Origin of the sequence: Paraburkholderia caffeinilytica, from assembly GCF_051027425.1 — a bacterium.
Classification (GTDB): Bacteria; Pseudomonadota; Gammaproteobacteria; order Burkholderiales; family Burkholderiaceae; genus Paraburkholderia; species Paraburkholderia caffeinilytica_A.
Map to the genome: position 1 here is coordinate 2,179,061 of NZ_CP186552.1, position 26,278 is coordinate 2,205,338.

Below are 26,278 nucleotides of genomic sequence, written 5' to 3' on the forward strand. Positions count from 1 at the left end.
TCGCGCAATTCGCGCACCGTGCCGGGCGCGAGAATCCCCTGGCTTCGGGCTGCCCGGACGTGCGCTCGACGGCGCACGCGCGCAGCAGGAAATGATAACCGCTATGGCGTTTGCGCATGCGTCGCCATCCGTGCCGCGAGACGCCCTAACCTGCGCACGGCTTCGTCGGTTTGATCGAGATCGGTGCTCGGACAACTCAGACGAATGAAATGATCGAAGCGCCCAGCGTTCGAAAACACCGTGCCCGGCATGACGCGGATACCTTCGTTCAGCGCCGCATCGAAGAAAGCCGACGACGACACCTCGCGCGGCAACTCGATCCAGATAAACATGCCGCCGCCCGGTGGCGTGAAACGCGTGCCGTCGGGAAACGATGCCGCGATCGATGCGCTCATCCGTTCGCGCTGAATTCGCAGACGGTCGCGCAAGCGCCGCAGATGGCGCTCATACGCATTCGTTTCCAGAAATTCGGCCAACACGACTTGCGACAACTGCTCGTTATGCCGCGACTGCGCGAACTTCAGCATGGCGATGCGCGGATGCCAGCGTCCGCCATTGATCCAGCCGACCCGCATGCCAGGTGCGAGCGCCTTGTTGAACGACGTGCAATGGATCACCGTACCGTCGGTGTCCCAGGCCTTCAACGATTTGGGCGGTTGCGCCGTGTCGGCGAGTTCGCGGTAGGGATCGTCTTCGATCAGCGGAATACCCTTTCGTGCACACAGTTCGACGAGCCGCGCCTTGTGCGCGTCGGGCATCACGCTGCCGAGCGGATTCTGCAGATTCGGCACGACCACCACCGCCTTTATGTCGGGGTGCGTTTGCAACGCGAACGCCAGCGCCTCGATGGCGAGCCCGGTGCTCGGACTCGCCGGAATTTCGAGCGCGCGCAGGCCGAGGCTTTCGAGCGCCTGCAGCAAGCCGAAAAAACATGGCGACTCCACCGCGACCGTGTCGCCCGGCTGCGTGACCGCGCGCAAGGCCAGATTCACGGCCTCGATGCCGCCGTGGGTCATGATCACATCGTCCGCGCCGATCCGGATGCCGACGTCGAATGCGCGGCGTGCAATGACTGCGCGCAACTCAGGATCGCCCTGATCGGGCCCGGCTGCGGTCAGCAAGGTCGGACGCCGGCGCAATGCGCGCAGTGCTGCCTTCTGCAACGCGTCGGTAGGGAAAAGATCGGGCGATGCGGTCGCGCCGCCGAGATTCAGCGCGTCGGGATAGCGCTGGAATTTCGACACGATCGCCGAAATCACGGAATGAATGCCGACGAACTGCGCGGCGCCGGGCGCTGCCGCGAGGTCGGGTTCGGTGGCGGCCGGCAAGGCAGCGGTTTGCCGCGCGCGCACGAAATAGCCGGCGCGTGGCCGGGCCTCGATGAGCGCATCGCGTTCCAGCGTGCGATAGCTCTCGGTCGCCGTCGCGAGACTGACGCCGTGCCGCTGCATGAATGCGCGCATCGACGGCATGCGGTCGCCGGGGCGCAGCACGCCGTTGTCGATCGCGCTTCGGTATTGGTCGGCCAGTTGGCGGTAGAGGGGGCGGCCATCCGTGGGGCGGCCGTCTGTGGGGCGATCCTCCGTGAGGAGGTCATCCGCAGGCCGGTCATTCGGGGCGTAGCCATCCGCGAGCGAGCCATCCGAAAGGCGGCCATCCACGGCTTGGGCCACGGGCGATGCCTCTGCACAATCCACGGCTGGTACGTCTGGCGTAAAGGTAGATGCGTTCATGAGCCGATGGTGCGGACAGTTTGCGCGCCGCAACAGATACACATCGGCCCAATTCCGACCGATACAGCATGCGCAAACTCCACTTTGTATCGGTTCAGATTGTCCATTGCTGCGCCTGTTTTCACGTGGACGAACTCAATAAGCTGTGTGGCATGGAAACGGTCTAAGGGAATCGGTCATGCCAGCTATCGATCAACATCGCTGCCAACCTGGCGATGCCGCCACTCGCCTTGCCACCGGCCAGGTGGCGATACAGGACCTTCGCGCGCGAACCTCGATCGTGGCCGTCGAAGGCGATCTGCAACTCGACTTCCGCGATCACTCTCTGGCATGGCTGGAAGACGCGGTTCCGGTCACGTCGATCAGGCTGCACGAAGGCGAGCGCTATGTGACACCGCAGCGCGGCGTCGTCTCGATCAGCGCAGTGCGCGCGAATTCCGCAGTGTTCGTCGTGCAGTCATGGCGTACTGAAAACGAGCGGCCCAGCGTCATTCGTCAGGCCGCGCGGTATCTGGCCAGTCTCGTCAAAACACGCCTTCAGCGTGCCGCCTGAACCGTTTCTACCGCTACGAACTTACTTGCTCTCAAGGGTCGCGCGAAGCTGTTCGGCAGTGCACCGGTGCGCGAACGTGGTTGGCATTGAACCGCCCAACCACGTTCACGCACGCATCAAACCACTTCGAACAACCCCGCTGCACCCTGCCCGCCGCCGATACACATCGTCACGACAACCAGCTTCGCACCGCGCCGCTTGCCTTCGATCAGCGCATGACCGGTCAAGCGCGCGCCCGACACGCCATACGGATGGCCCACCGCAATCGCACCGCCGTTCACATTCAGACGGTCGTGCGGAATGCCGAGCTTGTCGGCGCAATACAGCACCTGCACCGCGAACGCTTCGTTCAGTTCCCACAGGTCGATGTCCTCGACCTTCAGGCCTGCCTGCTTCAGCAGCTTCGGCACCGCGAACACCGGGCCGATGCCCATCTCGTCCGGTTCGCAACCGGCCACCGCAAAGCCGCGGAAGATGCCGAGCGGTTGCAGACCTTCGCGCTCAGCGACTTTCGCGTTCATCACCACGCAAGCCGACGCGCCGTCCGAGAACTGGCTCGCATTGCCCGCGGTGATCACGCCGCCGGGCATCGCGGTACGAATCTTCGACACGCCTTCGAGCGTCGTGTCGGCACGAATGCCCTCGTCGGCGCTGACCGTGACTTCCTTCGTGAAAAGACGCCCGCTCGCTTTGTCGGCGACACCGGCCAGCACCGTCAGCGGCACGATCTCGTCCTTGAACTTGCCGGCTTCGAGCGCGGCCGCGGCGCGTTGTTGCGAGCGCACGCCGTATTCGTCCTGACGTTCCTTCGAGATCGAGTAGCGCTTGGCGACGTTCTCGGCGGTCTGCAGCATCGACCAGTAGATTTCCGGCTTGTTCTTGCTGAGCCAGCCTTCGGCCATCATGTGGCGGTTCATCTCGTTCTGCACGCACGAGATCGACTCCACGCCACCCGCCACAAACACGTCGCCCTCACCGGCGATCACGCGTTGCGCGGCCAGTGCGATGGTCTGCAAACCGGACGAGCAGAACCGGTTCACCGTCATGCCCGGCACACTGACCGGCAAACCGGCACGCAGGGCGATCTGGCGCGCGATGTTGGCGCCCGTCGCGCCTTCCGGATTCGCGCAGCCCATGATCACGTCTTCAACGCGCGCCGGGTCCAGCTTCGCGCGCTCGACGGCGGCCTGCGTCACATGCCCGCCGAGCGTTGCGCCGTGCGTCATGTTGAAACCGCCGCGCCATGATTTGGCGAGGCCCGTGCGAGCGGTGGATACGATTACGGCATCAGTCATATGTCTCTCCTATGTCGACCAGAGTTGGCGCTTTAGCTGTCGACTAGAGTTGGCGCTTTAGCGCTTACTTTAGTCCCACGCAAAGCATTACTCCGATCCCATGCGATTTATTGCCTTCCAGATGTTGATGGCGGGCGCTTGCGGATCACCTTAGGCCCACGGCAGCCTGCACTTCGGTGCGGCGCCGGTGGCGCGTCGTGCTGCACACTACTGCATTCGCAAGCCCCATCGACGTGATGGAGTTGAAGCGTCGGTGCTCATACGCCCCGCATTCCAGCCTTCACCACGCCGCTCATTCCATTCACACAGTGAACAAGCAAACCCTCAACCATTAAACCCACGCCCCTTCGCCGCAAGTTCCGCGATACTCGGCGCCAATTGCCACGCATCGCCATTCGGCCGCGACGCATAGCGGCGAATCGCGCGCTCGACGTTGTAGAGGCCGACCGTATCCGCGTACAGCATCGGGCCGCCGCGATAAAGCGGGAAGCCGTAACCGGTCAGATAGACCATGTCGATATCCGACGCCTTCGACGCAATCCCTTCCTCGAGAATCTTCGCGCCTTCGTTGACGAGCGCGAACACGAGTCGCTCGACGATTTCCTCGTCGCTGATCTTGCGCCGCTCGGCGTTGGTTTCCTTCGAGAACGCCGTGATCATCTCGTCGACCACTTTCGACGGATACGCCGTGCGGTCACCCGCCTTGTAGTCGTACCAGCCGCCACCGGTCTTCTGGCCGAAGCGCCCCGTCTCGCACAGACGATCGGCGATCTTCGAGTAGTGCATATCAGGATGTTCCTGATAGCGGCGTTTGCGGATCGCCCAGCCGATGTCGTTACCCGCCAGGTCGCTCATGCGGAACGGGCCCATCGCGAAGCCGAATTTCTCGATGGCCTTGTCCACTTGCGCGGGTAACGCGCCCTCTTCGAGCATAAAGAGCGCCTGACGGACGTACTGCTCGATCATCCGGTTGCCGATAAAACCGTCGCACACGCCCGAAACCACCGCTGTCTTTTTGATCTTCTTCGCCAGCGCCATGACGGTAGCAAGCACGTCTTTCGCCGTCTCCTTGCCGCGCACCACTTCGAGCAGCTTCATCACGTTGGCCGGGCTGAAGAAGTGCATGCCGACCACGTCTTGCGGACGCTTCGTGAATGCGGCGATCTTGTCGACGTCCAGTGTGGACGTGTTCGACGCGAGGATCGCGCCAGACTTCGCCACTTCGTCGAGACGCTTGAACACCTGCTCCTTGACGCCGAGTTCCTCGAACACCGCTTCGACGATCAGGTCAGCGTTTTTCAGGTCGTCATAGGAGAGCGTCGGCGTGATCAGCGCCATGCGCTGTTCCAGCACTTCGGGCTTGAGCTTGCCCTTCTTGACGGTGGCTTCGTAGTTTTTGCGGATCGTGGCGAGGCCGCGATCCAGCGCTTCCTGCTTCGTTTCCAGCAGCGTGACCGGAATGCCCGCGTTGATGAAGTTCATCGCGATGCCGCCGCCCATCGTGCCGGCGCCGATCACGGCCACCTGTTTGATGGCGCGGACAGGCGTGTCCGACGGCACGTCGGGAATCTTGCTCGCCGCACGTTCACCAAAGAACGCATGACGCAGCGCGTGGCTTTCCGGCGTCTGCACGAGCGCGATGAAACATTCGCGCTCGAATGCAAGACCCTTGTCGAAGCCGTTCTGCACGCCCGCTTCCACCGCATCGATGCATTTCAGCGGCGCCGGGAAATTCTTCGCCATCGCCGCAACCGTATTGCGCGCGAACTGGATGAAACCCGCGACATTCGGATGCTCGATCTTGCGGTCGCGCACCTTGGGATGCGGGCCGGCTTGCGCACCGACCTTGCGGGCAAACGCGAGCGCCGCTTCGGCCAGATCGCCTTCCACGACCTGGTCGAACAAACCCGAATCCGCCAGCTTTTCCGACGGCACCGGCGCGCCGGAGACGATCATGTTGAGCGCGGCTTCGAGGCCGATTGCGCGCGGCAGACGCTGCGTGCCGCCCGCGCCCGGCAGGATGCCGAGCTTCACTTCCGGCAGCGCGATCTGCGCGCCGGGTGCGGCGATGCGATAGTGCGCGCCGAGCGCCAGTTCAAGGCCGCCGCCCATGGCGACGCTATGAATCGCGGCGATAACCGGCTTGGCGCTGCCCTCGACGGCCTTGATAACCGTATGGAGCGTCGGCTCCTGGGTCGCCTTCGGCGTGTTGAATTCGGTGATGTCGGCGCCGCCCGAGAAGGCTTTGCCTGCGCCCGTCAGCACGATCGCCTTGATGGCCGGATCGTTCTGCGCGCGCTCGATCCCTTCGACAATGCCGGCGCGCGTCGAGAGGCCGAGACCGTTTACGGGGGGATTGTTCAGCGTGATGACGGCCACGCCGTCATGAGTTGTGTAGTCCACTGCCATCTGCCTGCCTCCATGCGATGAGACGGCGCATGACGCGCCGCCCGTCCGGTTTTTCGAGTCGGCTCATAGCCCGACGCGATGTCCGACTTTAGCTCCGATTTCCCGGGGTCAGCAGGCAGGATACACAAAAAAGCACGCTCGTTCAATTCTCGTTTGTTTTATTTCTAGGCGGGGTTTCCCCTGGCAAGCGGAGTCAGCGGGCAGTCCTTTTCGTCTTCGAGCGCGGACGGCAGAACGTGGCCGCGGAAAATGTCGCGCAGCTTGAGTTTTTGCAGTTTGCCGGTGGCCGTGTGCGGCAACTCGTCGACGAAAACGACGTCGTCGGGAATCCACCATTTGGCGACCTTGCCGTCGTAGAACGCGAGCAGTTCTTCGCGCGTCACGTCGAAACCCGCCCGCTTGACGATCACCAGCAGCGGCCGCTCGGTCCATTTCGGATGCGCGCAGGCGATGCACGCCGCTTCGGCCACCGCCGGATGCGCGATCGCGACGTTCTCGATGTCGATCGAACTGATCCACTCGCCGCCCGACTTGATCACGTCTTTCGAACGATCCGTGATGTGCAGGAAACTGTCGCGGTCGATGGTGGCGACGTCGCCGGTTGGGAACCAGCCGTCCACCAGCGGCGAATCGTCCTTGCGGAAATACCGGTCGATCACCCAGGGCCCGCGCACGTGCAGATCGCCGAACGCCACGCCGTCCCACGGCAGATCGCGCCCATCTTCGCCGACGATCTTCATATCGACGCCATACAGCACGTGCCCCTGCTTTTCGAGCAGTTTGCGCTGCTCCGCCAACGGACGCTGACTCTGCTCCCACGTCAATTTCGACAAGGTGCCCAGCGGCGACATTTCCGTCATGCCCCATGCATGGATCACCTGCACGCCGTACTCGTCCTCGAAGGCGCGCAGCATCGCGGGCGGGCACGCCGAACCGCCGATCACCGTGCGATTCAATGACGAGAAACGCACCTTGGCCTCGCGCAGGTAGTTGAGCAGGCTAAGCCACACGGTCGGCACACCGGCCGAATACGTGACGCGTTCGCTTTCCATCAATTCATAAAGCGATTTGCCGTCGAGATCCTTGCCGGGAAAGACCAGCTTCGCGCCGGTCAGCGGCGCGGCGTGCGGAATGCCCCAGGCGTTCACATGGAACATCGGCACGACCGGCAGCACGGCGTCGCGCGCGGACAGGCTCATTGCATCGGGCAACGATGCACCGAACGCGTGCAGCACCGTCGAGCGATGCGAATACAACGCGCCTTTCGGGTTGCCGGTGGTGCCCGACGTATAGCAAAGGTACGACGCCTGACGTTCGTCGAGTTGCGGCCATTCGTAGTTGCCGTCCTGCGCATTGAGCAGCGTTTCGTAGCTGAGTACCGGCGTTTGCATCGTCGGCAGATGCGCTTCGTCGGTCAATGCGATCCAGCCGCGCACCTTGGGGCACTGCGGCGCGAGCGCATCGACGAGCGGTGCGAACGTGATGTCGAAGAGCACGTAGGCGTCATCGGCGTGGTTGACGATGTAAGCGATCTGATCGGGAAAAAGGCGCGGATTGATCGTATGGCACACGGCGCCGAAGCCCACGACGCCGTAATACGCTTCCAGATGCCGGTAGCCGTTCCACGCCAGCGTCGCCACCCGCTCGCCGGGTTCGACGCCGAGCGCGATCAGCGCCTGTGCCAGCTGCTTCGCGCGCTTTTCGCAATCGCGGTAAGTGTAGCGATGCACGTCGCCTTCGATGCGCCGGGACACGATCTCGGTGTCGCCGAAATGCCGCGCGGCATGCGCGAGCAAGGAGGACACGGTAAGCGGCACGTCCATCATCTGGCCAAGCAGCGGCGTCGTCATAAAGAGAGATCTCCTCGCCTTCTTTGTGTCATTGGGGTTACGGATCGGGGGCTGCGCGGCGCGCTCCGGGGGATCGCGTGGCGTGCCCTGAAACGGCGCGGGATCGCTTCGGCAGGATGCGCCCGGCACACGGGCGGCACCGGGCTAAGGACCGGCCAGCAGCGCCGCGGGCGCCGACTTACAATATCGGTTAATCCAGAGGCGCTCAACATGTCGTTTTCCCCAAGCATTGCAGGGTTATCCGGGCCGTTATCGGCTCTCTCCGACGCACTTACCACCTCGTCCGAAAGCGCCTTTGCGCGGCTCGGCAGCGCGTTTCTGACGCGCCTGCCCGCGGCGCCGCTTAGCGCACCGTACGTGGTCGGGTTCTCCGAGGAAACCGCCGCGCTGCTCGGTTTAGAGCCGGGGCTCCAGAACGATCCGGGCTTTGCCGAACTGTTCTCCGGCAACGCCACCCGCGAATGGCCTGCCGACGCGCTGCCCTACGCGTCGGTGTATTCGGGGCATCAGTTCGGCGTCTGGGCCGGCCAGCTCGGCGACGGCCGCGCGCTCGGTCTCGGCGAAGTCGAACATGACGGACAACGTTTCGAGCTGCAACTCAAAGGCGCGGGCCGCACGCCCTATTCCCGCATGGGCGACGGCCGCGCCGTGCTGCGCTCGTCGATCCGCGAATATCTGTGTTCGGAAGCAATGCATCACCTCGGTATTCCGACGACGCGCGCATTGTGCGTGATCGGCTCCGACCAGCCGGTGCGCCGCGAGGAAGTCGAAACCGCCGCCGTCGTCACGCGCGTGGCGCCGAGTTTCGTGCGCTTCGGGCACTTCGAGCATTTCTACTCGAACGATCGCGTCGATGCACTGCGCGCGCTCGCGGATCACGTGATCGAACGTTTCTATCCGCATTGCCGCGAGGCCGACGATCCGTATCTCGCGCTGCTGAACGAGGCGGTGATGTCGAGCGCCGATCTGATGGTCGAGTGGCAAGCTGTCGGCTTCTGCCACGGCGTAATGAATACCGACAACATGTCGATCCTCGGTCTCACGATCGACTACGGCCCGTTCGGTTTCATGGACGGCTTCGACGCCGGCTACATCTGCAATCACTCTGACTCGCAAGGCCGTTACGCCTACAAGATGCAGCCGCAGATCGCGTACTGGAACCTCTTTTGCCTCGCGCAGGGGCTGCTGCCGCTGCTGGGCGAACAGCACGAGGAAAGCGTGCGCGGCGACAAGGCGATCGAAGACGCGCAGCGGGTGCTCGGCGGCTTCAAGGACCGTTTCGCGCCGGCGCTGGAGCGGCGCATGCGCGCGAAGCTCGGTCTGGAAAGCGAGCGCGAAGGCGACGACACGCTGGTCAATCGCCTGTTCGAAGTAATGCACGCCAACCGCGCGGATTTCACGCTTACGTTCCGCAATCTGGCGCGCATTTCGAAGCACGACGCGAGCGGCGATGCACCGGTGCGCGACCTGTTCCTCGACCGCGCCGCGTTCGACGCGTGGGTGAACGACTATCGGGCGCGCCTGTCCGAAGAAACACGCGACGACGCCGCGCGCGCCATTGCAATGAACCGTGTGAACCCCAAATTCGTACTTCGCAATCATCTGGCGGAAACGGCGATCCGCCGGGCGAAAGAGAAAGATTTCTCCGAAGTCGACCGTTTGGCCGCCGTGCTGCGCCGTCCGTTCGACGAGCAGCCGGAAAACGAAGCGTATGCAGGACTACCGCCGGATTGGGCCAGCTCGCTGGAAGTGAGCTGCTCTTCGTGACGAGCCGAAGCCTTTGATTCTGCTGAAAGCCGCTTGAAGCTCTTGAACCTCTTGAACTGCCGGCATCGCTGATGTCTTTAGCCGTCCCCTAAAACAAGCCCGAGACAGGAACCCCGACCATGAACAAGCCCGACGACCTCAACACCGGCGCCCCCGCCGTGCAGAAAGACGACGCCGAATGGCGCAGCCAGCTCTCCGACATCGAATACCAGGTAACGCGTCATGCGGCCACCGAGCGCCCCTTCACCGGCCGCTATCACGACCACTGGGACCGCGGCATCTATGACTGCGTCTGCTGCGGCACGCCGCTGTTCGAATCGGACACCAAATTCGACGCCGGTTGCGGCTGGCCGAGCTACTTCAAGCCGATCAACGGCGAAGTGATTGCCGAGAAAACCGACCGTTCGCACGGCATGCTGCGCATCGAAGTGCAGTGCAAGAACTGCGGCGCGCATCTGGGCCACGTGTTCGAAGACGGACCGGCGCCGACCGGTCTGCGTTACTGCATCAATTCGGCTGCGTTACAATTCGAGCCCAAGTAACGCGGCGCGGAGTCCGGCGCGTTGCCGGCAGGCGTCCTTCCTGACACGCCCGCCGGCCGCGACACCCTTCATCCGGCTTGCGAACTGGCCAATGCGGTAGTCAACCCGGCGCGCCCCTCTTTCCCCGACCCACTCTCCGAAATCCCGACCAGATAATGAAATTCCTGTTCGATCTGTTCCCGATCATCCTGTTCTTCGTCGCCTTCAAGATATGGGGCATTTTCACGGCGACGGCAGTAGCGATCGTTGCCACACTGGTTCAGATCGCGTGGGTGGCCTTCCGCCACCGCAAGGTCGATCCGATGCTGTGGGTGAGCCTCGGCGTCGTCACCGTATTCGGCGGCGCAACGCTCGTGCTGCACAACGACACCTTTATCAAATGGAAGCCGACCGTGCTGTACTGGGCGTTTTCGGTCGCGCTGATCGTCTCGCAACTGGCCTTCAACAAGAACCTGATCGAAGCGATGATGGGCAAGCAGATCACGCTGCCGCACGCGATCTGGGGCAAGCTGAACATCGTCTGGGCGATTTTCTTCGTCCTGCTCGGGCTGGTGAACCTGTTCGTCGCGTATCACTACACGACCGACCAGTGGGTCAATTTCAAGCTGTTCGGCGCGACCGGGTGCCTCGTGGTGTTCATCGTCGGACAGAGTTTGTGGCTGTCGAAGTACATGAAGGAAGAATGACATGACGAGCGATGCTTTCATGCACGCCACCACCGCCGAGCGCGCCGCGCTGATCGAGGCGCGTCTTACCGCGGCGCTCGCGCCGGTCGCCTCGATCCGGATCACGGATGACAGCGCGCAGCACGCAGGCCACGCGGGCGCCTCCGCCGGCGGTCATTTCTCTGTCACGATCGTGGCCGCCGCATTCGCCGGGAAAGCCCGCGTGGCGCGGCATCGCATGGTGTATGATGCGCTGGCCGATGCCATGCAGCGCGGCATTCACGCCCTTGCAATCACGGCGTATACGCCCGAAGAATTCGCTTTGTTGCCCCGCTAGGAAAATTTCTGATGACCTTGAAGAAAACCCGCCTTTGGGTATTGCTGGCTGCATGTGCGGCCGCACCTGCATTTGCACAGAACATCGCTGTCGTGAACGGCACGCCGATTCCGAAAGCACGCGCCGACGCACTGGTCGATCAACTGGTTCATCAAGGCCAGCAAGACACGCCGCAATTGCAAATGGCCGTGCGTGAAGAGCTGGTGAACCGCGAAATCCTGATGCAGGAAGCGCTGCGCCGCGGCCTGCCGAATCGTCCGGACATCAAGGCGCAAATCGCCGTGGCACAGCAAACCGTCGTGCTGCGCGCGCTGATCGAAGACTTCGTGAAGAACAACACGCCGACCGACGCCGAAGTCACCGCGCGCTACAACGCACTGATCAAGGACGCAGGCGGCAAGGAATATCACCTGCACCACATCCTGGTCGACAACGAACAGCAAGCGAAAGACCTGATCGCCAAGATCAAGGCCGGCGCGAGCTTCGAAGACCTCGCCAAGCAATACTCGAAGGACCCGGGATCGGGTAAGAACGGCGGCGACCTGGACTGGTCGGACCCGAAGGCCTATGTGCCTGAATTCGCGGACGCGGCCACGCATCTGCAGAAAGGCCAGATGACCGACACGCCGGTGCATACGCAATTCGGCTGGCACATCATCCGCGTCGACGACGTGCGCAACATCACGCCGCCGCCGTTGGAACAGGTGCGTCCGCAGATCGTGCAGCAGATCCAGCAGGAAAAGCTGCAGGCGTTCGAAGAAGGTCTGCGTAAGAACGCGAAGATCCAGTAAGCGGTTTTTGCTGCTGCTTTGGAATAAAAAAACCGCCCTCGGGCGGTTTTTTTATTGCTGCGGGTTCTGCTTTGCTTCCGCTAATGCAATGAAGCCGCCGCGACGAGCGGCGGCCCTCATCGCATCATCAACCCAACCAGCGGCGTGCGTTCTGGAACACGCGCAGCCACGGGCTCGCGTCCGTGCTGCCCTCACCCCAGCCTTCCGGATGCCAGCTCATCTGCACTGCGCGATGCACGCGCTCGGTGTGCGGCATCAGCACGCTGAAGCGGCCATCAGGCGTCGTGACCGACGTAATGCCATTCGGCGAACCGTTCGGGTTGAACGGATACTGCTCCGTTGCCTGACCACGGTGATCGACGAAACGCATCGCCACCGCCACTTTCGACGCATCGCCCTGCTGCGAGAAGTCCGCGTAACCTTCGCCGTGCGCAATTGCGACCGGAATCCGCGAACCTTCCATGCCGGCAAAGAAGATCGACGGTGAAGCCTGCACTTCCACCAGCGAGAAGCGCGCTTCGAATTTCTCCGACTTGTTGCGCGTGAACTTCGGCCAGGCTTCCGCGCCCGGGATCATCGATGCAAGGCTGCTCATCATCTGGCAGCCGTTGCAGATACCCAGCGCAAACGTGTCTTCACGGCCGAAGAACGCGGCGAACATGTCGGCGAGTTGCGAGTTGAAGCGGATCGCCTTGGCCCAGCCTTCGCCGGCGCCCAGCGTATCGCCGTACGAGAAACCGCCGCACGCCACCGCACCGGCGAAATCCGCCAGGTTGGCGCGGCCGGCCAGCAGGTCGCTCATGTGCACGTCGTGCGCGTCGAAGCCGGCGCGGTCGAATGCATAGGCCGTTTCGAGGTGCGAGTTCACGCCCTGCTCACGCAGGATCGCCACGCGCGGACGGACGCCCTTGCCGATGAACGGCGCGGCCACATCTTCCGAAGGATCGAACGTGAGGATCGGCGAGATGCCCGGATCGGCCGCGTCGGAGAGCGCGTCGTATTCGGCGTCGGCACAAGCCGGGTTGTCGCGCAAACGCGAAATACGCCAGCTCACTTCGCTCCACGCGCGATGCAATTCGGTGCGCGGTGCTTCGTAGATCTTCTTCGCGTCGCGATAGATTTCGATCGTGTCGCGATCATTGATCTTGCCGATCACGTGCGAGCATGCCGACAGACCGTGTTCACGCAATGCGACCAGCACTGCGTCGCGGTCCGCCGCGCGCACCTGAATCACGGCGCCGAGTTCCTCGGTGAAGAGCGCGCGGATCGTGCGGTCTTCACGACGGCCGCTCGTCTGCTTGGCCCAGTCTTTCGCGTCGCCGAAATCGGATTCGTGGTTCGGATCGAGCACCAGCATGTCGACATTCAGCGACACGCCGACGTGGCCCGCAAACGCCATTTCGCAAACCGTTGCCCACAAGCCGCCGTCTGAACGGTCGTGGTACGCGAGCAGCTTGCCGTCGCTATTGAGCGACTGGATCGCCGTGAAAAAGCGCTTCAGATCTTCCGGATCGTCGACGTCCGGCACCGTATCGCCAACCTGCTGCGTGACTTGCGCGAGAATACTGCCGCCCAGACGATGCTTGGCTCGGCCGAGGTCGATCGCGATCAGTACCGAATCGCCCACCTCGCTTGCGCGGCGCAGTTGCGGCGTGAGGTGCTGACGCACGTCTTCGACCGGCGCGAATGCCGAGATGATCAGCGAGACCGGCGCGACCACTTCCTTCGCGACGCCGCGGTCTTCCCACTTGGTGCGCATGGACAGCGAATCCTTGCCGACCGGAATGCTGATGCCGAGCGCCGGGCACAACTCCATGCCGATGGCCTTGACCGTGTCGTACAGCGCGGCGTCTTCGCCTGCTGCGCCGCACGCAGCCATCCAGTTTGCCGACAGCTTGAGCTTATCGAGCGACGCAATCGGCGCAGCCGCGATGTTGGTGACCGCCTCGCCGACCGCCATGCGGCCCGACGCCGGCGCGTTGATCACGGCGAGCGGTGTGCGCTCGGCCATGGTCATCGCTTCGCCGCGGAAGCCCGCGTAGTCCATCGTCGTAATCGCGACGTCGGCCACCGGCACTTGCCACGGGCCGACCATCTGATCGCGCGCGGTCGTGCCGCCCACCGAGCGGTCGCCGATCGTGATCAGGAACGACTTGCTGGCCACCGTCGGGTGACGCAGCACGCTGACCGCCACGTCCGACAATGCGATACCGGTGACATCCACCGGCTCGAGTTTCTGCTCGACGCGCTTCACGTCGCGATGCATGCGCGGCGCCTTGCCGAGCAGCACTTCCATCGGCATGTCGACCGGTTCGTGCGCGGCGTCGCCGTTCGCTTCCGAATCGATCACTTTCAGCTGACGCTCCGCCGTAGCCGTGCCGACCACCGCGAACGGGCAGCGCTCGCGCTCACACATAGCCTGAAACGCCGGCAGATCGGCCGGCGCAATCGCCAGAACGTAACGCTCCTGCGCCTCGTTCGACCAGATTTCGCGCGGCGACAAACCGCTCTCTTCCAGCTGGATCTTGCGCAGATCGAAGATCGCGCCCTTGCTCGCACCGTCCACGACTTCCGGGAACGCGTTTGACAAACCGCCCGCACCCACGTCGTGAATGCTCAGAATCGGGTTCTTCTCGCCGAGCTGCCAGCACGCGTTAATCACTTCCTGCGCACGGCGCTCGATCTCCGGATTGCCACGCTGGACCGAGTCGAAATCGAGTTCGGCCGTGTTGGTGCCGGTCGCCATCGAGCTGGCGGCGCCGCCGCCCATGCCGATGCGCATCCCCGGGCCGCCGATCTGGATCAGGAGCGAGCCTTCCGGCAGATCGTGCTTGTGCGTGTGTTGATCCGAAATATTGCCGATGCCGCCCGCGATCATGATCGGCTTGTGATAACCGCGCACCAGACCCGCGACATTCTGCTCGTAAGCACGGAAATAGCCGCCCAGATTCGGCCGGCCGAATTCGTTGTTGAACGCGGCGCCGCCAAGCGGGCCGTCGATCATGATTTGCAGCGGCGAAGCGATGCGGTCGGGACGGCCGTAGGCTTCGTGTTTGTCGTCCGGATTGCGATGCGCGAGCGGCTGCGCGGTGTCGCGCGCGTTTTCCCATGCTTCGACGCCGCCCGGCAACTCCAGGTTCGACACCGTGAAGCCCGCCAACCCTGCCTTCGGACGCGCGCCGCGGCCCGTTGCGCCTTCGTCGCGGATTTCGCCGCCCGCGCCGGTCGAGGCGCCCGGAAATGGCGAGATCGCGGTGGGGTGGTTGTGCGTCTCCACCTTCATCAAGGTGTGCGTCAGTTCGACATTGCGGCGGTAGTGCTCAGGCAACGCGTGGTCGCCGGCTTCGGCCGACGTGCGCGGGAACCAGCGCTCGGCCACGCCGCCCGCCATGATCGCCGAGTTGTCCGAATACGCGACGATCGTGCCCTGCGGATTCAGCTTCTCCGTGTTGCGGATCATGTTGAACAGCGAGATGTCCTGCTTCTCACCGTCGATCGTCCACTCGGCGTTGAAAATCTTGTGGCGGCAGTGTTCGCTGTTGGCCTGCGCGAACATCATCAGCTCGACGTCGGTCGGGTTGCGGCCGAGTTTCGTGAAGGCGTCGACGAGGTAGTCGATTTCGTCGTCGGCAAGCGCGAGGCCCAGTTCCGTGTTCGCCGCTTCCAGCGCGCCACGGCCATGGCTCAACACGTCGACGGTTTGCAGCGGCTTGGCCGGCAGTTCGTCGAACAGGTGAAGCGCGTGGTCGCGCGAGGGCGACACGCTTTCGGTCATGCGGTCGTGCAGCGCCGCGGCGACGGCCGCGCGGGCTTCGTCAGAAAGCGCTTTCTTGCCGCCCAGCAGACCGCTTTTCAGCGTGACCGTGTATTCGACACCACGCTCGATGCGACGCACCTGCGTCAGGCCGCAGAGATGCGCGATATCGGTTGCCTTGCTGGCCCACGGCGACACCGTGCCGAAGCGCGGCACCACGAGGAAAGTTTCGGCCGTGCCGCGTTCCTGGGTTGCTTCGAGCGGATCGCCGTAGTGCATCAGCGCTTCGATCTTCGCGTTGTCTTCCGCGGAAAGCGGGGTTTGCGCGTTGACGAAGTGCAGATATTGCCCGCGCACGCCGGTGATATTGGCGTCGATGCGCGTTAGCGTGTCGAGCAGGCGGGTTTGACGGAAATCGGAAAGGGCCGAAGCGCCGGGGAAACACGAGAAGTGGGCCATGGACTTGACGTTGCGTCGCTAATGATGCCGATGAGTGATGCCGATGAGTCGCGCGTGAAGGCGACGTGAGGCGGAAAGGAAGTCCGGGATTATACCCCGGGAACGGGCTTCCAACGGGCTTCTCGCCAGGGTTTTGGTGGGGTCCGCGGGGCGGCCCGGCTGCGCCGTCGCGGCGCTCCGGCCGCGCGCCCGCGTGGCAGAGCCATCGGTTTGACTGCTATCATTCGCCCTTTCATCAGATCGGCGCGAGCGGCCCGAGCCAAGCCGGGCAGCGCGCCGCATGCCACGCTTAACGGGAACGCGGCATTTCGGCGGCCCGCCGGCAAATCGAATCAGATCATGGATGTCATCGTCATTGGCGGCGGGATTGCGGGCGTCGCCACCGCTTATCAACTGCGCGCGGCCGGCCACCGGGTATGCGTCGTCGAGCGCCACGCAACGGTCGCGCAAGGCGCGACCTATGGGCACGGCGGCACCGTGCTGCCAACGCCGCTCGACGTCTGGTTCGGTCCGACCTTCATGGCAAGCCGCCAGGGCGCGAGAAACGGCGTGATCAGCAAGGCCGGCTTTAACGGGCCGGCCCGCCAGTTCGTCAAGCAGCTCGGCGCTTTGCAGGAGCCGGAGGCTTTCAGCCGCCAGTACGCGCGACTGCGTCCGCTGATCGAAACATCGCGTGACGCAATGGCCGATATCGAAGCGCGCTTCGGACTGGAATTCGAACAGGCCAGCGGCCTGCTCTATCTGGTGCGTGCCGAGCAGGAATGGCAGCAGACACAAGCTGCGCTCGATCTGCTGCGCCAATACGAAGTCCCGCACCACGTGCTGACGCCGGCCGAATGCGCCGCGTACGAGCATTCGGTGCGGACCGAGCCGGAATTCGCCGGCGGCGTGCTGTTCGACCACGAGCGCACCGCCAACTGCCCGCTTTTCGCCAAACTGATCAAGCAAACCCTCGATACGCAGGGCGGCGTGCAATTCATGCTGGGCTGCGAAGTCGCGGCGATCCGTCTCGAAGGTCAGCGTGCGGCGGTGGAACTGGCGCCGCGGCCGGGCGCGGCATCGCGTTCACGCGAAGTCGACGTGATCAACGCCGATGCGATCGTCGTCGCCGCGGGTTACGGCAGCCTGCCGCTGCTCGAACGCCTGGGGCTGCGCCTGCCGTTGCATCCGCTGCGCCTGCATAACCTGGTGGCGCCGATTGCGCATGAGGAATGCGCACCGCACGTCGCGATCGTGGACGCGGTCAAGCGGATTACGATCAGCCGCATGAATCATCGCCTGCGGATTGCGGGCGGAGCGGTCCTGCAGAGCGCCGGACAGATCGACAAGCCGCTGGGCGAGGCGTTGACCAAGGAAGCGCTGGCGCTGCTGGGCCAGGCGACTCATGACTGGATCCCAGGCGCGGCCCGGATTTCCGCGGCCTTGCCGTGGGAAGGCGTGAAACTGCTGTCGCCGGACGGTTTGCCGGTGGTCGGCAATGCGCTTCACCCGCGGCTGTTCGTGAACGCCGGTCACGGGCCTGCCGGTTGGGGCCTCGCGTGCGGGGCGGGCAAACTGATCGCCGACCTGATCTCGGAGCAGACTCCCGACGTCCCCGCGGACACGCTGGCGGCACTGCGCGCGGACCGGTTCCAGTAAGGAGCGAGCCCGCGCTGGAGCGGGCCGGAGGCGCCCCAGGCCAACACGACGCGCGCCCGGCGCATATCGGCACTACCATAGTGGCTCCCCAAGCTATCTCACCTTGCCAAAGGTGAACGCCAAGCCTCGCCATGACAGAGTCCGAATCCACGCTCCCGACCTTGATCAGCCCGCACAACCGGGCGCTGCCGCTACTCACGCTAACCGACCTGCGAATCCTGGAGGCCCAGGCCGCAGCGGCGCTACCTGAGCACACCCTGATGTCCCGCGCCGGCAAGGCAGCCGCGAGCTACCTGCAAGAACGGATCACGCGCGACACATCGATCGAGAAATCGAAGCACAAGGTATGGGTCGCGGCAGGCCCGGGCAACAATGGCGGCGACGCCTTGATCATGGCCGCGGAGTTGCACCGGGCGGGTATCGCCGTCGACCTTTGCATGCCGCTAGAAGTCAAACCGGACGACGCCCGCTGGGCGCTCGACACGGCCCGGGCAGCAGGTGTAACCATCACCACGACGCCGCCGGCCTCGCTAGAAAGCTACACATGGCTGGTGGACGGTATGTTCGGCATCGGCCTGACGCGCCCCCTGGAAGGCGTCTTTGCCACCATCGCCCGCCAACTCTCGCAGCGCACGAAAGCCAAGTCCAGAAAAGGCGGTGTTCTGGCGCTCGACACGCCGAGCGGTCTCGACAGCGACACCGGCACGGCAGTCGGCGAAAAGCGTGGACAAGGCGAAGGGCAAAGCGAAAGCCAGCGCGATGGCGCCGTGGTCCATGCCACGCACACGATCACCTTCATCGGCGCGAAACCCGGCCTCTTCACGGCGCAGGGCCGCGACCTCGCCGGCACCGTGATCGTGGCGCCGATCGGCGTGGACAGCTCGACCCGTTCGGCCGTGCAACTCAACGCGCCCGAGCTTTTCGCCGCCTTCCTGCCGCCGCGCGACTTCGCCACCAACAAGGGCACCTTCGGCAGCCTCGCCGTGGTCGGCGGCGACACCGGCATGTGCGGCGCAGCGATCCTCGCCGCGCGCGCGGCGCTCTACACCGGTGCGGGTAAAGTGCACGTCGCCCTGCTCGGCGAGGGCGCCCCGCCCTACGATCCGCCGCATCCCGAACTGATGCTGCACGCCATCGACGATCTGCCGCTCGACAAGATGGACGCGCTCGCCGTCGGCTGCGGCATGGGTCATCGCGACCGCGCCACGCGTGTCATGCACGACGTGCTGCCGCTCGACGTGCCCAAACTGCTCGACGCCGACGCGCTCAATCTGATGTCGAACGACCCGTCGCTCGCGGCCGAAGTCACCGCGCGTGGCGTACAGGGCGATCCGTGCGTGCTGACGCCGCATCCGCTGGAAGCCGCGCGCCTGCTCGGCACCGACGCGCCCGGCGTGCAACGCGACCGCCTCGCCGCCGCGCGGGCGCTGGCCGCGCGCTTTGCCAGCGTGATCGTGCTGAAGGGCACGGGCACCGTCATCGCGGCGCCGGACGGCCGCGTCGCGATCAATCCGACCGGCAACGCCGCGCTCGCGACAGGCGGCACGGGCGACGTGCTGGGGGGCATCATCGGCGCGTTTCTTGCCCAGCACCTGCCGCGTTACGAAGCGGCGCTGGCGGGCGTCTACCTGCACGGCCTCGCCGCCGACCGGCTGAGCGCGCAAGGTTGCGGCCCGGCCGGCCTGACGGCGGGCGAACTCGCGCCGATGGTGCGGACCTTGCTCAATCGTATGTTCTATCCCGCCGCGGCTGAGTAAAGCAACCTCTGGGACCTTTCAAACCGAGCGCTCCGAATCGACCAAGCCGAATTGACCAACCCGAATAGGTCGGCCCCACTGAGCCAACCAGAATGGATCAGCCCCAATGGGCCAATCCAAACGAGCCAACTCATCCCACAATTTGCATGCGACGCCCAAACCGCTGCCACCCGTCACGCAACGCCGCTATACTGAGTGACTGCGCCGCGCGTCAGATCATCGCGAGTTGCAGCGAAGCTTCAGCGAGCCGGTTCGATCCCCTGCCAGGCTCGTGAAGCTTCACCGCAATCCACCGCGAACCCGGTCGCGCGGCATCGCTCTAACAGCATCGTCGCATCATCCTCGGCAGCGCTTCACGCGCGCGCCTTTCTTCGTGCCCCTTCGTTAGACGGACGCTATGACGCAGAACTCGCTCCCCTCCTGGTCCTCGCTGCAAACGCATTACGAAAAGATTCGCGATGCGCACATGCGCGACTGGTTCGCCCCCGAGAACGATCCCGCCCCTACCCGTGCCGAGCGCTTTGCGTTCGCGGGCGGCGGTCTCGCGGCCGATTTTTCGAAGAACCGCATCACCGACGAAACCCTGAAACTGCTGGTGCAACTCGCGCGCGAAGCCGGCGTCGAGAAACGCCGTGACGCGATGTTCGCGGGCGAAGTCGTCAACCCGACCGAAGGCCGCGCCGCGTTGCACACGGCGTTGCGCGCCACCGATCCCAAAGCGCCGTTCCATGCCGAAATCCAGGCCGAACGCGCGAAGATGGCCGCATTCGCCGATCAGGTGCGCAGCGGCGCATGGACCGGCTACACCGGTAAGCGGATTCGCTACGTCGTGAACATCGGCATCGGCGGCTCGGATCTCGGGCCGAAGATGGTCGTACACGCGCTGCATCATCTCGCCACGCCGGAGATCACCACACACTTCGTGTCGAACGTGGACGGTGCGGATCTGTACAACGTGATGCAGCAGATCGATCCCGAAGAGACGCTCGCGATCATCGTCTCCAAGACTTTCACCACGCTCGAAACCATGACCAACGCGCGCTCGCTGCGCGACTGGTTCGTCGAAAAAGGGTGCCCGGAAAGCGCGCTGGCGAAGCATTTCGTCGGCGTGTCGGCGAACCCGGCCGAAGTGGTCAGGTTCGGTATCGCGAAAGAGAATGTGTTTGAGATGTGGGACTGGGTCGGCGGGCGTTATTCGCTGTGGTCGGCGGTCGGTTTGTCGATCATGATTGCGATCGGGCCGAAGCAGTTCGACGAACTGCTGGCCGGCGCCAACGAAATGGACCAGCATTTCCGTGACGCACCGCTCGAAAAAAATCTGCCGGTGCTGCTCGGCATGATCGGCATCTGGTATCGCAATTTTTTCGGCTCGCAAAGCTATCTGGTCGCGCCGTATTCGGAAGCGCTGCATTTCCTGCCGTCGTACCTGCAGCAACTCGAGATGGAGAGCAACGGCAAGTCGGCGCGTCTGGATGGCGCGATGGTCGACTACCCGACCTCCGCCGTGACCTGGGGTGAACCGGGCACGAATGGTCAGCATGCCTTCTTCCAGATGCTGCACCAGGGGCCGACCATCGTGCCGATCGACTTCATCGCCGTGCTGACGCCGGAGCATCCGCTCGTCAGTCATCATCCGAAACTGCTGGCGAACTGCTTCGCGCAAAGCGAAGCGCTGATGCTGGGCCGCACGCTCGAAGAAGCGAAGAAGGTCGCCGGCGCGGACAAGCCGGAGCTGGCGCCGCATCTGGTGTTTCCGGGCAACCGTCCTACCAGTACGCTACTTGTGGATGCGCTCACCGCACGCTCGCTCGGCGCATTGATCGCACTGTACGAACACAAGGTGCTGGTGCAGGCGTCGGTATGGAACATCAATCCGTTCGATCAATGGGGCGTCGAGTTGGGCAAGATTCTCGGCAAGGTGGTCGAGGCGGATCTGACGTCGGAAAGCGTCGATGAGAAGAAGCACGACTCGTCGACCTCGGCGTTGATCGCGCGGGCGCGGGCCGCGTTGAAGCGATAAGGAAGCGTGAGCGGCGCGCTTTGCTCCTCGCGCCGCATTGGCTGATCTGATCGTTCAATTGTTCGCTTCACCGCGTCAGGTTGGCTGCGTTGAAGCGCGTTAGATGAAATGAAAAGCGGGCCCCAGTTCATCACTGCGGCCCGCTTTGCTTTTGTGTTTTTGTGCTTCTGCACGAATGATTGCGTGCGAGCGGCTCGCTTAGGCCAACCGCCCCGCTTCGATCGTCACTGTCGTATCGCAGCGTCGTGCCAACTCGACGTCATGCGTAACGAGAATCAAAGTGGCACCGTTCGCGCGGTTCATCTCGAACATCAGATCGATCACCGCGTGGCCGGTTGCCGCATCGAGACTGCCGGTAGGCTCGTCGGCGAACAGGATCGCCGGATGCGTGACAAACGCACGCGCGAGCGCAACCCGCTGCTGCTCGCCGCCCGACAGCAGCTTCGGATAGTGCCTCACGCGCTGGCCGAGTCCCACCTGCTCCAGCAATCCGCGCGCGCGCGCCGCGGCGTCACGCGTTCCGATGCCACCTTGCAGCTCAAGTGGCAAAGTAACGTTTTCAAGCGCGGTCAAATGCGGCATGAGTTGAAACGACTGAAACACGAAACCGACCGAGCCGCTGCGCAGCGCGGCACGCTCGTCTTCGTTCAGTTCGGTGAGTTCGCGGCCGAGCAGCCGAACCGACCCCGAGCTCGCGCTGTCCAATCCTGCGAGCAAGCCGAGCAGCGTAGACTTGCCCGACCCGGATGCACCGACGATCGCCACACTGCTGCCGGCATCGATAGCAAGATCGATGTCCTCGAGAATCGTCAGTTCGCCCGTTGCATCCTTAACCTTCTTGCACAAACCCCGCACTTCAATGACTGGATCAGTTTTGTTTAGCATGGTGAAGCGTAGGTTGAAAGTGCGCGCCGTAGCGCCTCGCGCGCCGGCGCTGACTACGGCATTCGGCTCCGCCGTGCTGGCCGTCACCCTGTTTTCGCTGCCCTTCCCAGCCCATGCGGCCAATACGCCCGAACAGGCCAAGCCGGTGATCGTCGTGCTCGGCGACAGCATCTCGGCCGAGTACGGCTTGCCCCGTGACACTGGCTGGGTTGCCTTGATGCGCCAACGCCTCACCGATGAGCGAATCGATTATAGCGTCGCCAATGCAAGTATCAGCGGCGACACCACGAGCGGCGGCCGGGCTCGCTTGCCGGCACTCCTGCAACGGCTCAAGCCGAGTATCGTGATCGTCGAGCTCGGCGCCAACGACGCGTTGCGCGGCGTGCCGCTTTCCACGACTGAAGACAATCTGCGCACGATCATTGAGCAGGCTCAACAAAGTCACGCGAAGGTCGTGCTGATCGGCATGTATGTGCCGCCCAATTACGGCCCCGACTACACGCAAAAGTTCCACGGCCTCTACGGCGAACTGTCGAAGCAACTGCGCGTGCCGCTAGTGCCTTTCCTGCTGGCCGGCATCGCCGACAAACCGGACATGTTTCAGGCCGATCAGATCCATCCCACACAGCAGGCACAGCCAGTGCTACTCAACAACGTGTGGCCGGCTGTCAAGCCACTCCTTCGGACAAGTTCGCCGCACTGAAAAGCTCGCGAACAACTTGTCTCCGCTAATTGGGGAACGCGGATCGGTAAGGTCTATCCGACTCTTTCGTAATCCCGCATCACCCAGCTCGATTCTGAGTGACTTCTGAGGAGATAACGTGAAATATTTACCGTTAATCGCTTTGACCGTGGCAATTTCTGCATGCGCCGCTCAACCGCCTGCTGGCGTCCAATCGGTAGGCCAAAGCCAGCAGCCACCGAAGGCCGTCGCTACGTGCATCGCGCAAAAGTGGGCCGATGGCTCGCAGCAGCAAGTCGTGTCGCAAGACACCCTGGCCAACGATCAGGCCGTGGATGTCTATGTGCCGGGTCAACAGCCGCCTAACGGCGCAGCCGCCGTTGTACGGCCGTCCTACAGCGGCCCGGGTTCGTGGGTCGGCTTCCGCGCCAATGGCGCTGCAGGCAGCGATGCCACCAGTTCGATTAGCGCTTGCCTCTAGAGCCGGAGCCGGCGGCATGACAAGCCGCACTCCCAGGCAAACCGTTTGACGAGCTTGCACTCGTCAAATGAAAAAGCCCCGCAATTTGCGGGGCTTTTTTGCGTCTGCGCGCTTGACCTGCTTGCGCGCTGGAGCCGGCGCTTATTCGCTGCTTCCCTGGGCATTGCTGCTGTCGAGCGAACCGTAGAACTTCACCTTCGAGCGAGCACGCAGTGCCTCGACGTAAGCCTCTGCTTCGGACTGGGCATTGACTTGTGCAATCTGCTGCTGCGCCGCCGCCAAACGCTGCGGATCGATCGGGGCACTGGCAACGACCGAGTTCACGCGATAGATCGCATAGCCGTCGTCGCCAAGATCCACACCGACGTAGGCGGGTAATTTTTGCGCGTCCGCTTTGTAGATTGCACTCAATGCAGCCGGCGGCACGCCTTGTGCGTCATTGCGAGAAACCTTCAGCGACGACGAGAAGCCTGCCGTGGTCTTCGACTTGTCAAACTCAGCCAGCTTGGCGATGCCGTCTTTGTGAGCGGCCTCGTTCGACTGAACCGCGATCACTTTCTGACGCACTGCATCCTTGATGGCGTCGAGCGCCGGCACGGCCGCAGCCTTGTAATCGGTCACGCGCGCTGCAATCAGCGTGTTGCTGCCGGCGTCGATCGCTTGCGTGTTGTTGCGCGCGGTGACCGCATCGTTCGCGAACACGGCTGCCAGGAACTTCGCGTTGTTCAGCGGGCTGTCAGGCGGCAGCTTCGGATCCGGTTGCGGCGTTATCGCGGCCGTTTGCAGTTGCAGCTTGTACTTGTCGGCAGCAGGCTGCAGGCTCTTCGCCTTCTCATAGACGATCGACGTGAAGCCTTCCGAGTCGTCGCTGAATGCCTTGCTCGCCAACTGCGTTTTCAGGTCTTTTGCGATCTGATCTTTCACTTCGTCGAACGGCCTGGTGACGGCCGGTTTCACGTCCGTGACCTTGACGATGTGATATCCGAAGTCGGTCTGCACGATACCGCTGACTTCGTCTTTCTTGAGCGCGAACACCGCGTCGTCGAACGCCTGACCACCGGCGATCATGCCGCGACCAAAGTAACCCAGGTCACCGCCCTTCGACGCCGAGCCCGGATCCTGCGAGTCCTGCTGTGCGATCTGGGCGAACTGATCCGGATGGGCCTTGACCTGCGCGAGCACCTCTTCGGCCTTCTGCTTTGCCTTGGCCTTGTCAGCCGCGCTGGCATCTTTCGGCGCGGCGATCAGGATGTGACTCGCGCGCACCTGACCGTCCGTGCGGTAATGCGCGATGTTGTCGTCGTAGTACTTTTTCAGGTCGGCGTCGCCCGGCTGCACGGAGGCAGACAAGGTTGCCGGCGACATCACCAGGTACTGGATCGTTGCCGTGGCCGGCGTGGCGAAATCGTTGCGATGCGCGTCGTAATACGCCTGCAGTTGCGCGTCAGTCGGCTGCACCTTCGCTGCATAGTCACGCGGATGGAATGCGATACCCTGCACTTCGCGCTGCTGTTCGGCGAGCTCGGTGAGATGCTGTGCGAGGGTTTTCGACGTGAAGGCGCTGCCTTGAATGCTGCCAGGCAACTGCTGCATGGCGAGGCTGTAACGCACGCGTTCGTCGTATTGATCAGGCGTCATGCCCTGCATTGCAAGCAACTGCTTGTAACGGTCGACGTCGATCGAGCCGTCAGGATTCTTCAGCGAGGAAATCACCGGATCGTTCAACAGCACGCGACGCACGGCGTCGTCAGATGCGGTCAGATGCAGGCGCTGCGTTTCGTCGGCCAGCACACGCTGCTCGATCAGGCCGTCGAGCATTTCGCTGCGACGCGCCGGCGTATCGAACGACTTCATGTCGAACTGCGCGCCGAGCATTTGACGGGCGCGGTCGAGCTGTTGACGCATCGCGTCGTCATACTCCGCGCGTGTAATCTTGTGACCGTTGACGCTGGCGACGTTTGCACTTTCGTCAAAGAAGCCGCGGAAGCCTTGAATACCCACAAAACCCAACCCCGGCACAATGACGAGGATGAGCATGAACATCATCAGGCGTTTGTGATTGCGGAAAAAATCGAGCATGCGTGAACGAGTGCCAAAAACAGAACGCCCGATCTTACAACAGCGGGCAATAAAAAAGGCGAACCGGAGTTCGCCTTTCGAGGATACTGGCGGAGTGGACGGGACTCGAACCCGCGACCCCCGGCGTGACAGGCCGGTATTCTAACCGACTGAACTACCACTCCTTATACTTCAACTGCGCTTCAACTGCGCTGAAACACTTAACCGAATCTGAAACTGGTGGTGCTGAGGGGTTCGAAAACACCCAGCGAAGCCTTATGGGGTAAGGCGCCCACACAATTCGATCCAGCGGATACAACGAAAAATACAACGATCCAGAATTCTGCCGCAAATGTCGCGGCTTGGCAACGGAAATATGGTCGCGCCAGCTAACCCGAAGGCATCGCGCCTCTTATGTTACCCGCAACCCATCGAAGTGTTAGGTCCGGATTCCCGCCCCCCCCGGCAACGGACATACCCTGGACACTATTTATATAGAGTGCCGGCTTTCGCCGACGTCCGCCTGCCAGTCCTTGGGAAGTGGTTTTTTGAGATCGTGCCACGTGACTTGCTTCCAAAGGGTCTCCTGAGACAATCCGTCA

Annotated in this window: 18 protein-coding genes and 1 tRNA gene; 11 read left to right on the forward strand and 8 right to left on the reverse strand. The window is 63.3% G+C overall.

What is annotated here, in order from left to right; all coding sequences use genetic code 11:
- Positions 1 to 101 precede the first annotated feature (101 nt).
- Positions 102 to 1,673 (reverse strand): PLP-dependent aminotransferase family protein, encoded by a 1,572-nt coding sequence (locus ACOSV0_RS09520; protein ID WP_434110082.1) that lies wholly within the window; start codon positions 1,671 to 1,673, stop codon positions 102 to 104.
- Between the two features lie 238 nt (positions 1,674 to 1,911).
- On the opposite strand from ACOSV0_RS09520, the gene ACOSV0_RS09525 reads away from it, so the two are divergent.
- Positions 1,912 to 2,286 (forward strand): hypothetical protein, encoded by a 375-nt coding sequence (locus ACOSV0_RS09525; protein WP_434110083.1) that lies wholly within the window; start codon positions 1,912 to 1,914, stop codon positions 2,284 to 2,286.
- A 116-nt stretch (positions 2,287 to 2,402) separates the two neighbouring features.
- On the opposite strand, the gene ACOSV0_RS09530 is transcribed toward ACOSV0_RS09525, so the two are convergent.
- The 3 genes from ACOSV0_RS09530 to ACOSV0_RS09540 form a co-directional block, all read right to left on the reverse strand.
- Complete coding sequence (locus ACOSV0_RS09530; protein WP_434110085.1) at positions 2,403 to 3,581, reverse strand: acetyl-CoA C-acyltransferase; 1,179 nt, start codon at positions 3,579 to 3,581, stop codon at positions 2,403 to 2,405.
- 324 nt (positions 3,582 to 3,905) lie between these two features.
- The gene (locus ACOSV0_RS09535; RefSeq protein WP_434110086.1) at positions 3,906 to 5,990 is read right to left on the reverse strand and encodes a 3-hydroxyacyl-CoA dehydrogenase NAD-binding domain-containing protein; all 2,085 of its coding nucleotides are present in this window, start codon (positions 5,988 to 5,990) and stop codon (positions 3,906 to 3,908) included.
- 164 nt (positions 5,991 to 6,154) lie between these two features.
- A complete protein-coding gene (locus ACOSV0_RS09540) occupies positions 6,155 to 7,840 on the reverse strand; it encodes a 3-(methylthio)propionyl-CoA ligase (protein ID WP_434110087.1) in 1,686 nt (561 codons plus the stop codon).
- A 210-nt stretch (positions 7,841 to 8,050) separates the two neighbouring features.
- On the opposite strand from ACOSV0_RS09540, the gene ACOSV0_RS09545 reads away from it, so the two are divergent.
- The 5 genes from ACOSV0_RS09545 (at position 8,051) to ACOSV0_RS09565 (ending at position 11,942) form a co-directional block, all read left to right on the forward strand.
- A complete protein-coding gene (locus ACOSV0_RS09545; protein ID WP_434110088.1) occupies positions 8,051 to 9,607 on the forward strand; it encodes a protein adenylyltransferase SelO in 1,557 nt (518 codons plus the stop codon).
- A gap of 119 nt (positions 9,608 to 9,726) precedes the next feature.
- A complete protein-coding gene (gene msrB, locus ACOSV0_RS09550) occupies positions 9,727 to 10,149 on the forward strand; it encodes a peptide-methionine (R)-S-oxide reductase MsrB (RefSeq protein ID WP_434110089.1) in 423 nt (140 codons plus the stop codon).
- Positions 10,150 to 10,304: 155 nt separating this feature from the next.
- On the forward strand, positions 10,305 to 10,835 hold the full coding sequence (locus ACOSV0_RS09555; protein ID WP_408217098.1) for a septation protein A: 531 nt from the start codon (positions 10,305 to 10,307) through the stop codon (positions 10,833 to 10,835).
- A 1-nt stretch (position 10,836) separates the two neighbouring features.
- Positions 10,837 to 11,151 carry a BolA family protein gene (locus tag ACOSV0_RS09560; protein ID WP_434110090.1) on the forward strand — a complete coding sequence of 105 codons (315 nt, stop codon included), beginning with the start codon at positions 10,837 to 10,839 and terminating at the stop codon, positions 11,149 to 11,151.
- Between the two features lie 11 nt (positions 11,152 to 11,162).
- On the forward strand, positions 11,163 to 11,942 hold the full coding sequence (locus tag ACOSV0_RS09565; RefSeq protein WP_434110091.1) for a peptidylprolyl isomerase: 780 nt from the start codon (positions 11,163 to 11,165) through the stop codon (positions 11,940 to 11,942).
- Between the two features lie 127 nt (positions 11,943 to 12,069).
- Here ACOSV0_RS09565 and purL read toward each other — a convergent pair whose 3' ends face one another.
- A complete protein-coding gene (gene purL / locus ACOSV0_RS09570) occupies positions 12,070 to 16,155 on the reverse strand; it encodes a phosphoribosylformylglycinamidine synthase (RefSeq protein ID WP_434110092.1) in 4,086 nt (1,361 codons plus the stop codon).
- Between the two features lie 339 nt (positions 16,156 to 16,494).
- Between purL and ACOSV0_RS09575 the strand changes: the two genes are divergently transcribed.
- From ACOSV0_RS09575 to pgi, 3 genes are all read left to right on the forward strand, one after another.
- Positions 16,495 to 17,793, forward strand: coding sequence for an FAD-dependent oxidoreductase (locus tag ACOSV0_RS09575; RefSeq protein WP_434110093.1), 1,299 nt, complete (start codon positions 16,495 to 16,497; stop codon positions 17,791 to 17,793).
- A gap of 131 nt (positions 17,794 to 17,924) precedes the next feature.
- Positions 17,925 to 19,550 carry an NAD(P)H-hydrate dehydratase gene (locus tag ACOSV0_RS09580; protein WP_434110094.1) on the forward strand — a complete coding sequence of 542 codons (1,626 nt, stop codon included), beginning with the start codon at positions 17,925 to 17,927 and terminating at the stop codon, positions 19,548 to 19,550.
- Positions 19,551 to 19,947: 397 nt separating this feature from the next.
- Positions 19,948 to 21,570, forward strand: coding sequence for a glucose-6-phosphate isomerase (gene pgi, locus ACOSV0_RS09585; protein ID WP_434110095.1), 1,623 nt, complete (start codon positions 19,948 to 19,950; stop codon positions 21,568 to 21,570).
- Between the two features lie 198 nt (positions 21,571 to 21,768).
- Here the strand turns inward: pgi and ACOSV0_RS09590 are convergent, their stop codons facing one another.
- Complete coding sequence (locus ACOSV0_RS09590; RefSeq protein ID WP_434110096.1) at positions 21,769 to 22,455, reverse strand: ABC transporter ATP-binding protein; 687 nt, start codon at positions 22,453 to 22,455, stop codon at positions 21,769 to 21,771.
- Between ACOSV0_RS09590 and ACOSV0_RS09595 the strand changes: the two genes are divergently transcribed.
- Together ACOSV0_RS09595 and ACOSV0_RS09600 are read left to right on the forward strand one after the other, a co-directional pair.
- Positions 22,454 to 23,158, forward strand: a complete 705-nt coding sequence (locus ACOSV0_RS09595; RefSeq protein ID WP_434110097.1) for an arylesterase — start codon at positions 22,454 to 22,456, stop codon at positions 23,156 to 23,158. The two genes, ACOSV0_RS09590 and ACOSV0_RS09595, sit on opposite strands and share 2 nt — an antisense overlap.
- Before the next feature lie 118 nt (positions 23,159 to 23,276).
- The gene (locus ACOSV0_RS09600; protein ID WP_434110098.1) at positions 23,277 to 23,618 is read left to right on the forward strand and encodes a hypothetical protein; all 342 of its coding nucleotides are present in this window, start codon (positions 23,277 to 23,279) and stop codon (positions 23,616 to 23,618) included.
- Positions 23,619 to 23,759: 141 nt separating this feature from the next.
- Here ACOSV0_RS09600 and ACOSV0_RS09605 read toward each other — a convergent pair whose 3' ends face one another.
- Entirely contained in the window at positions 23,760 to 25,697 is a 1,938-nt protein-coding gene (locus ACOSV0_RS09605) for a SurA N-terminal domain-containing protein (RefSeq protein WP_434110099.1), read from the reverse strand.
- Positions 25,698 to 25,784: 87 nt separating this feature from the next.
- Positions 25,785 to 25,861 (reverse strand) — tRNA-Asp (locus ACOSV0_RS09610).
- Between the last annotated feature and the right edge of the window lie 417 nt (positions 25,862 to 26,278).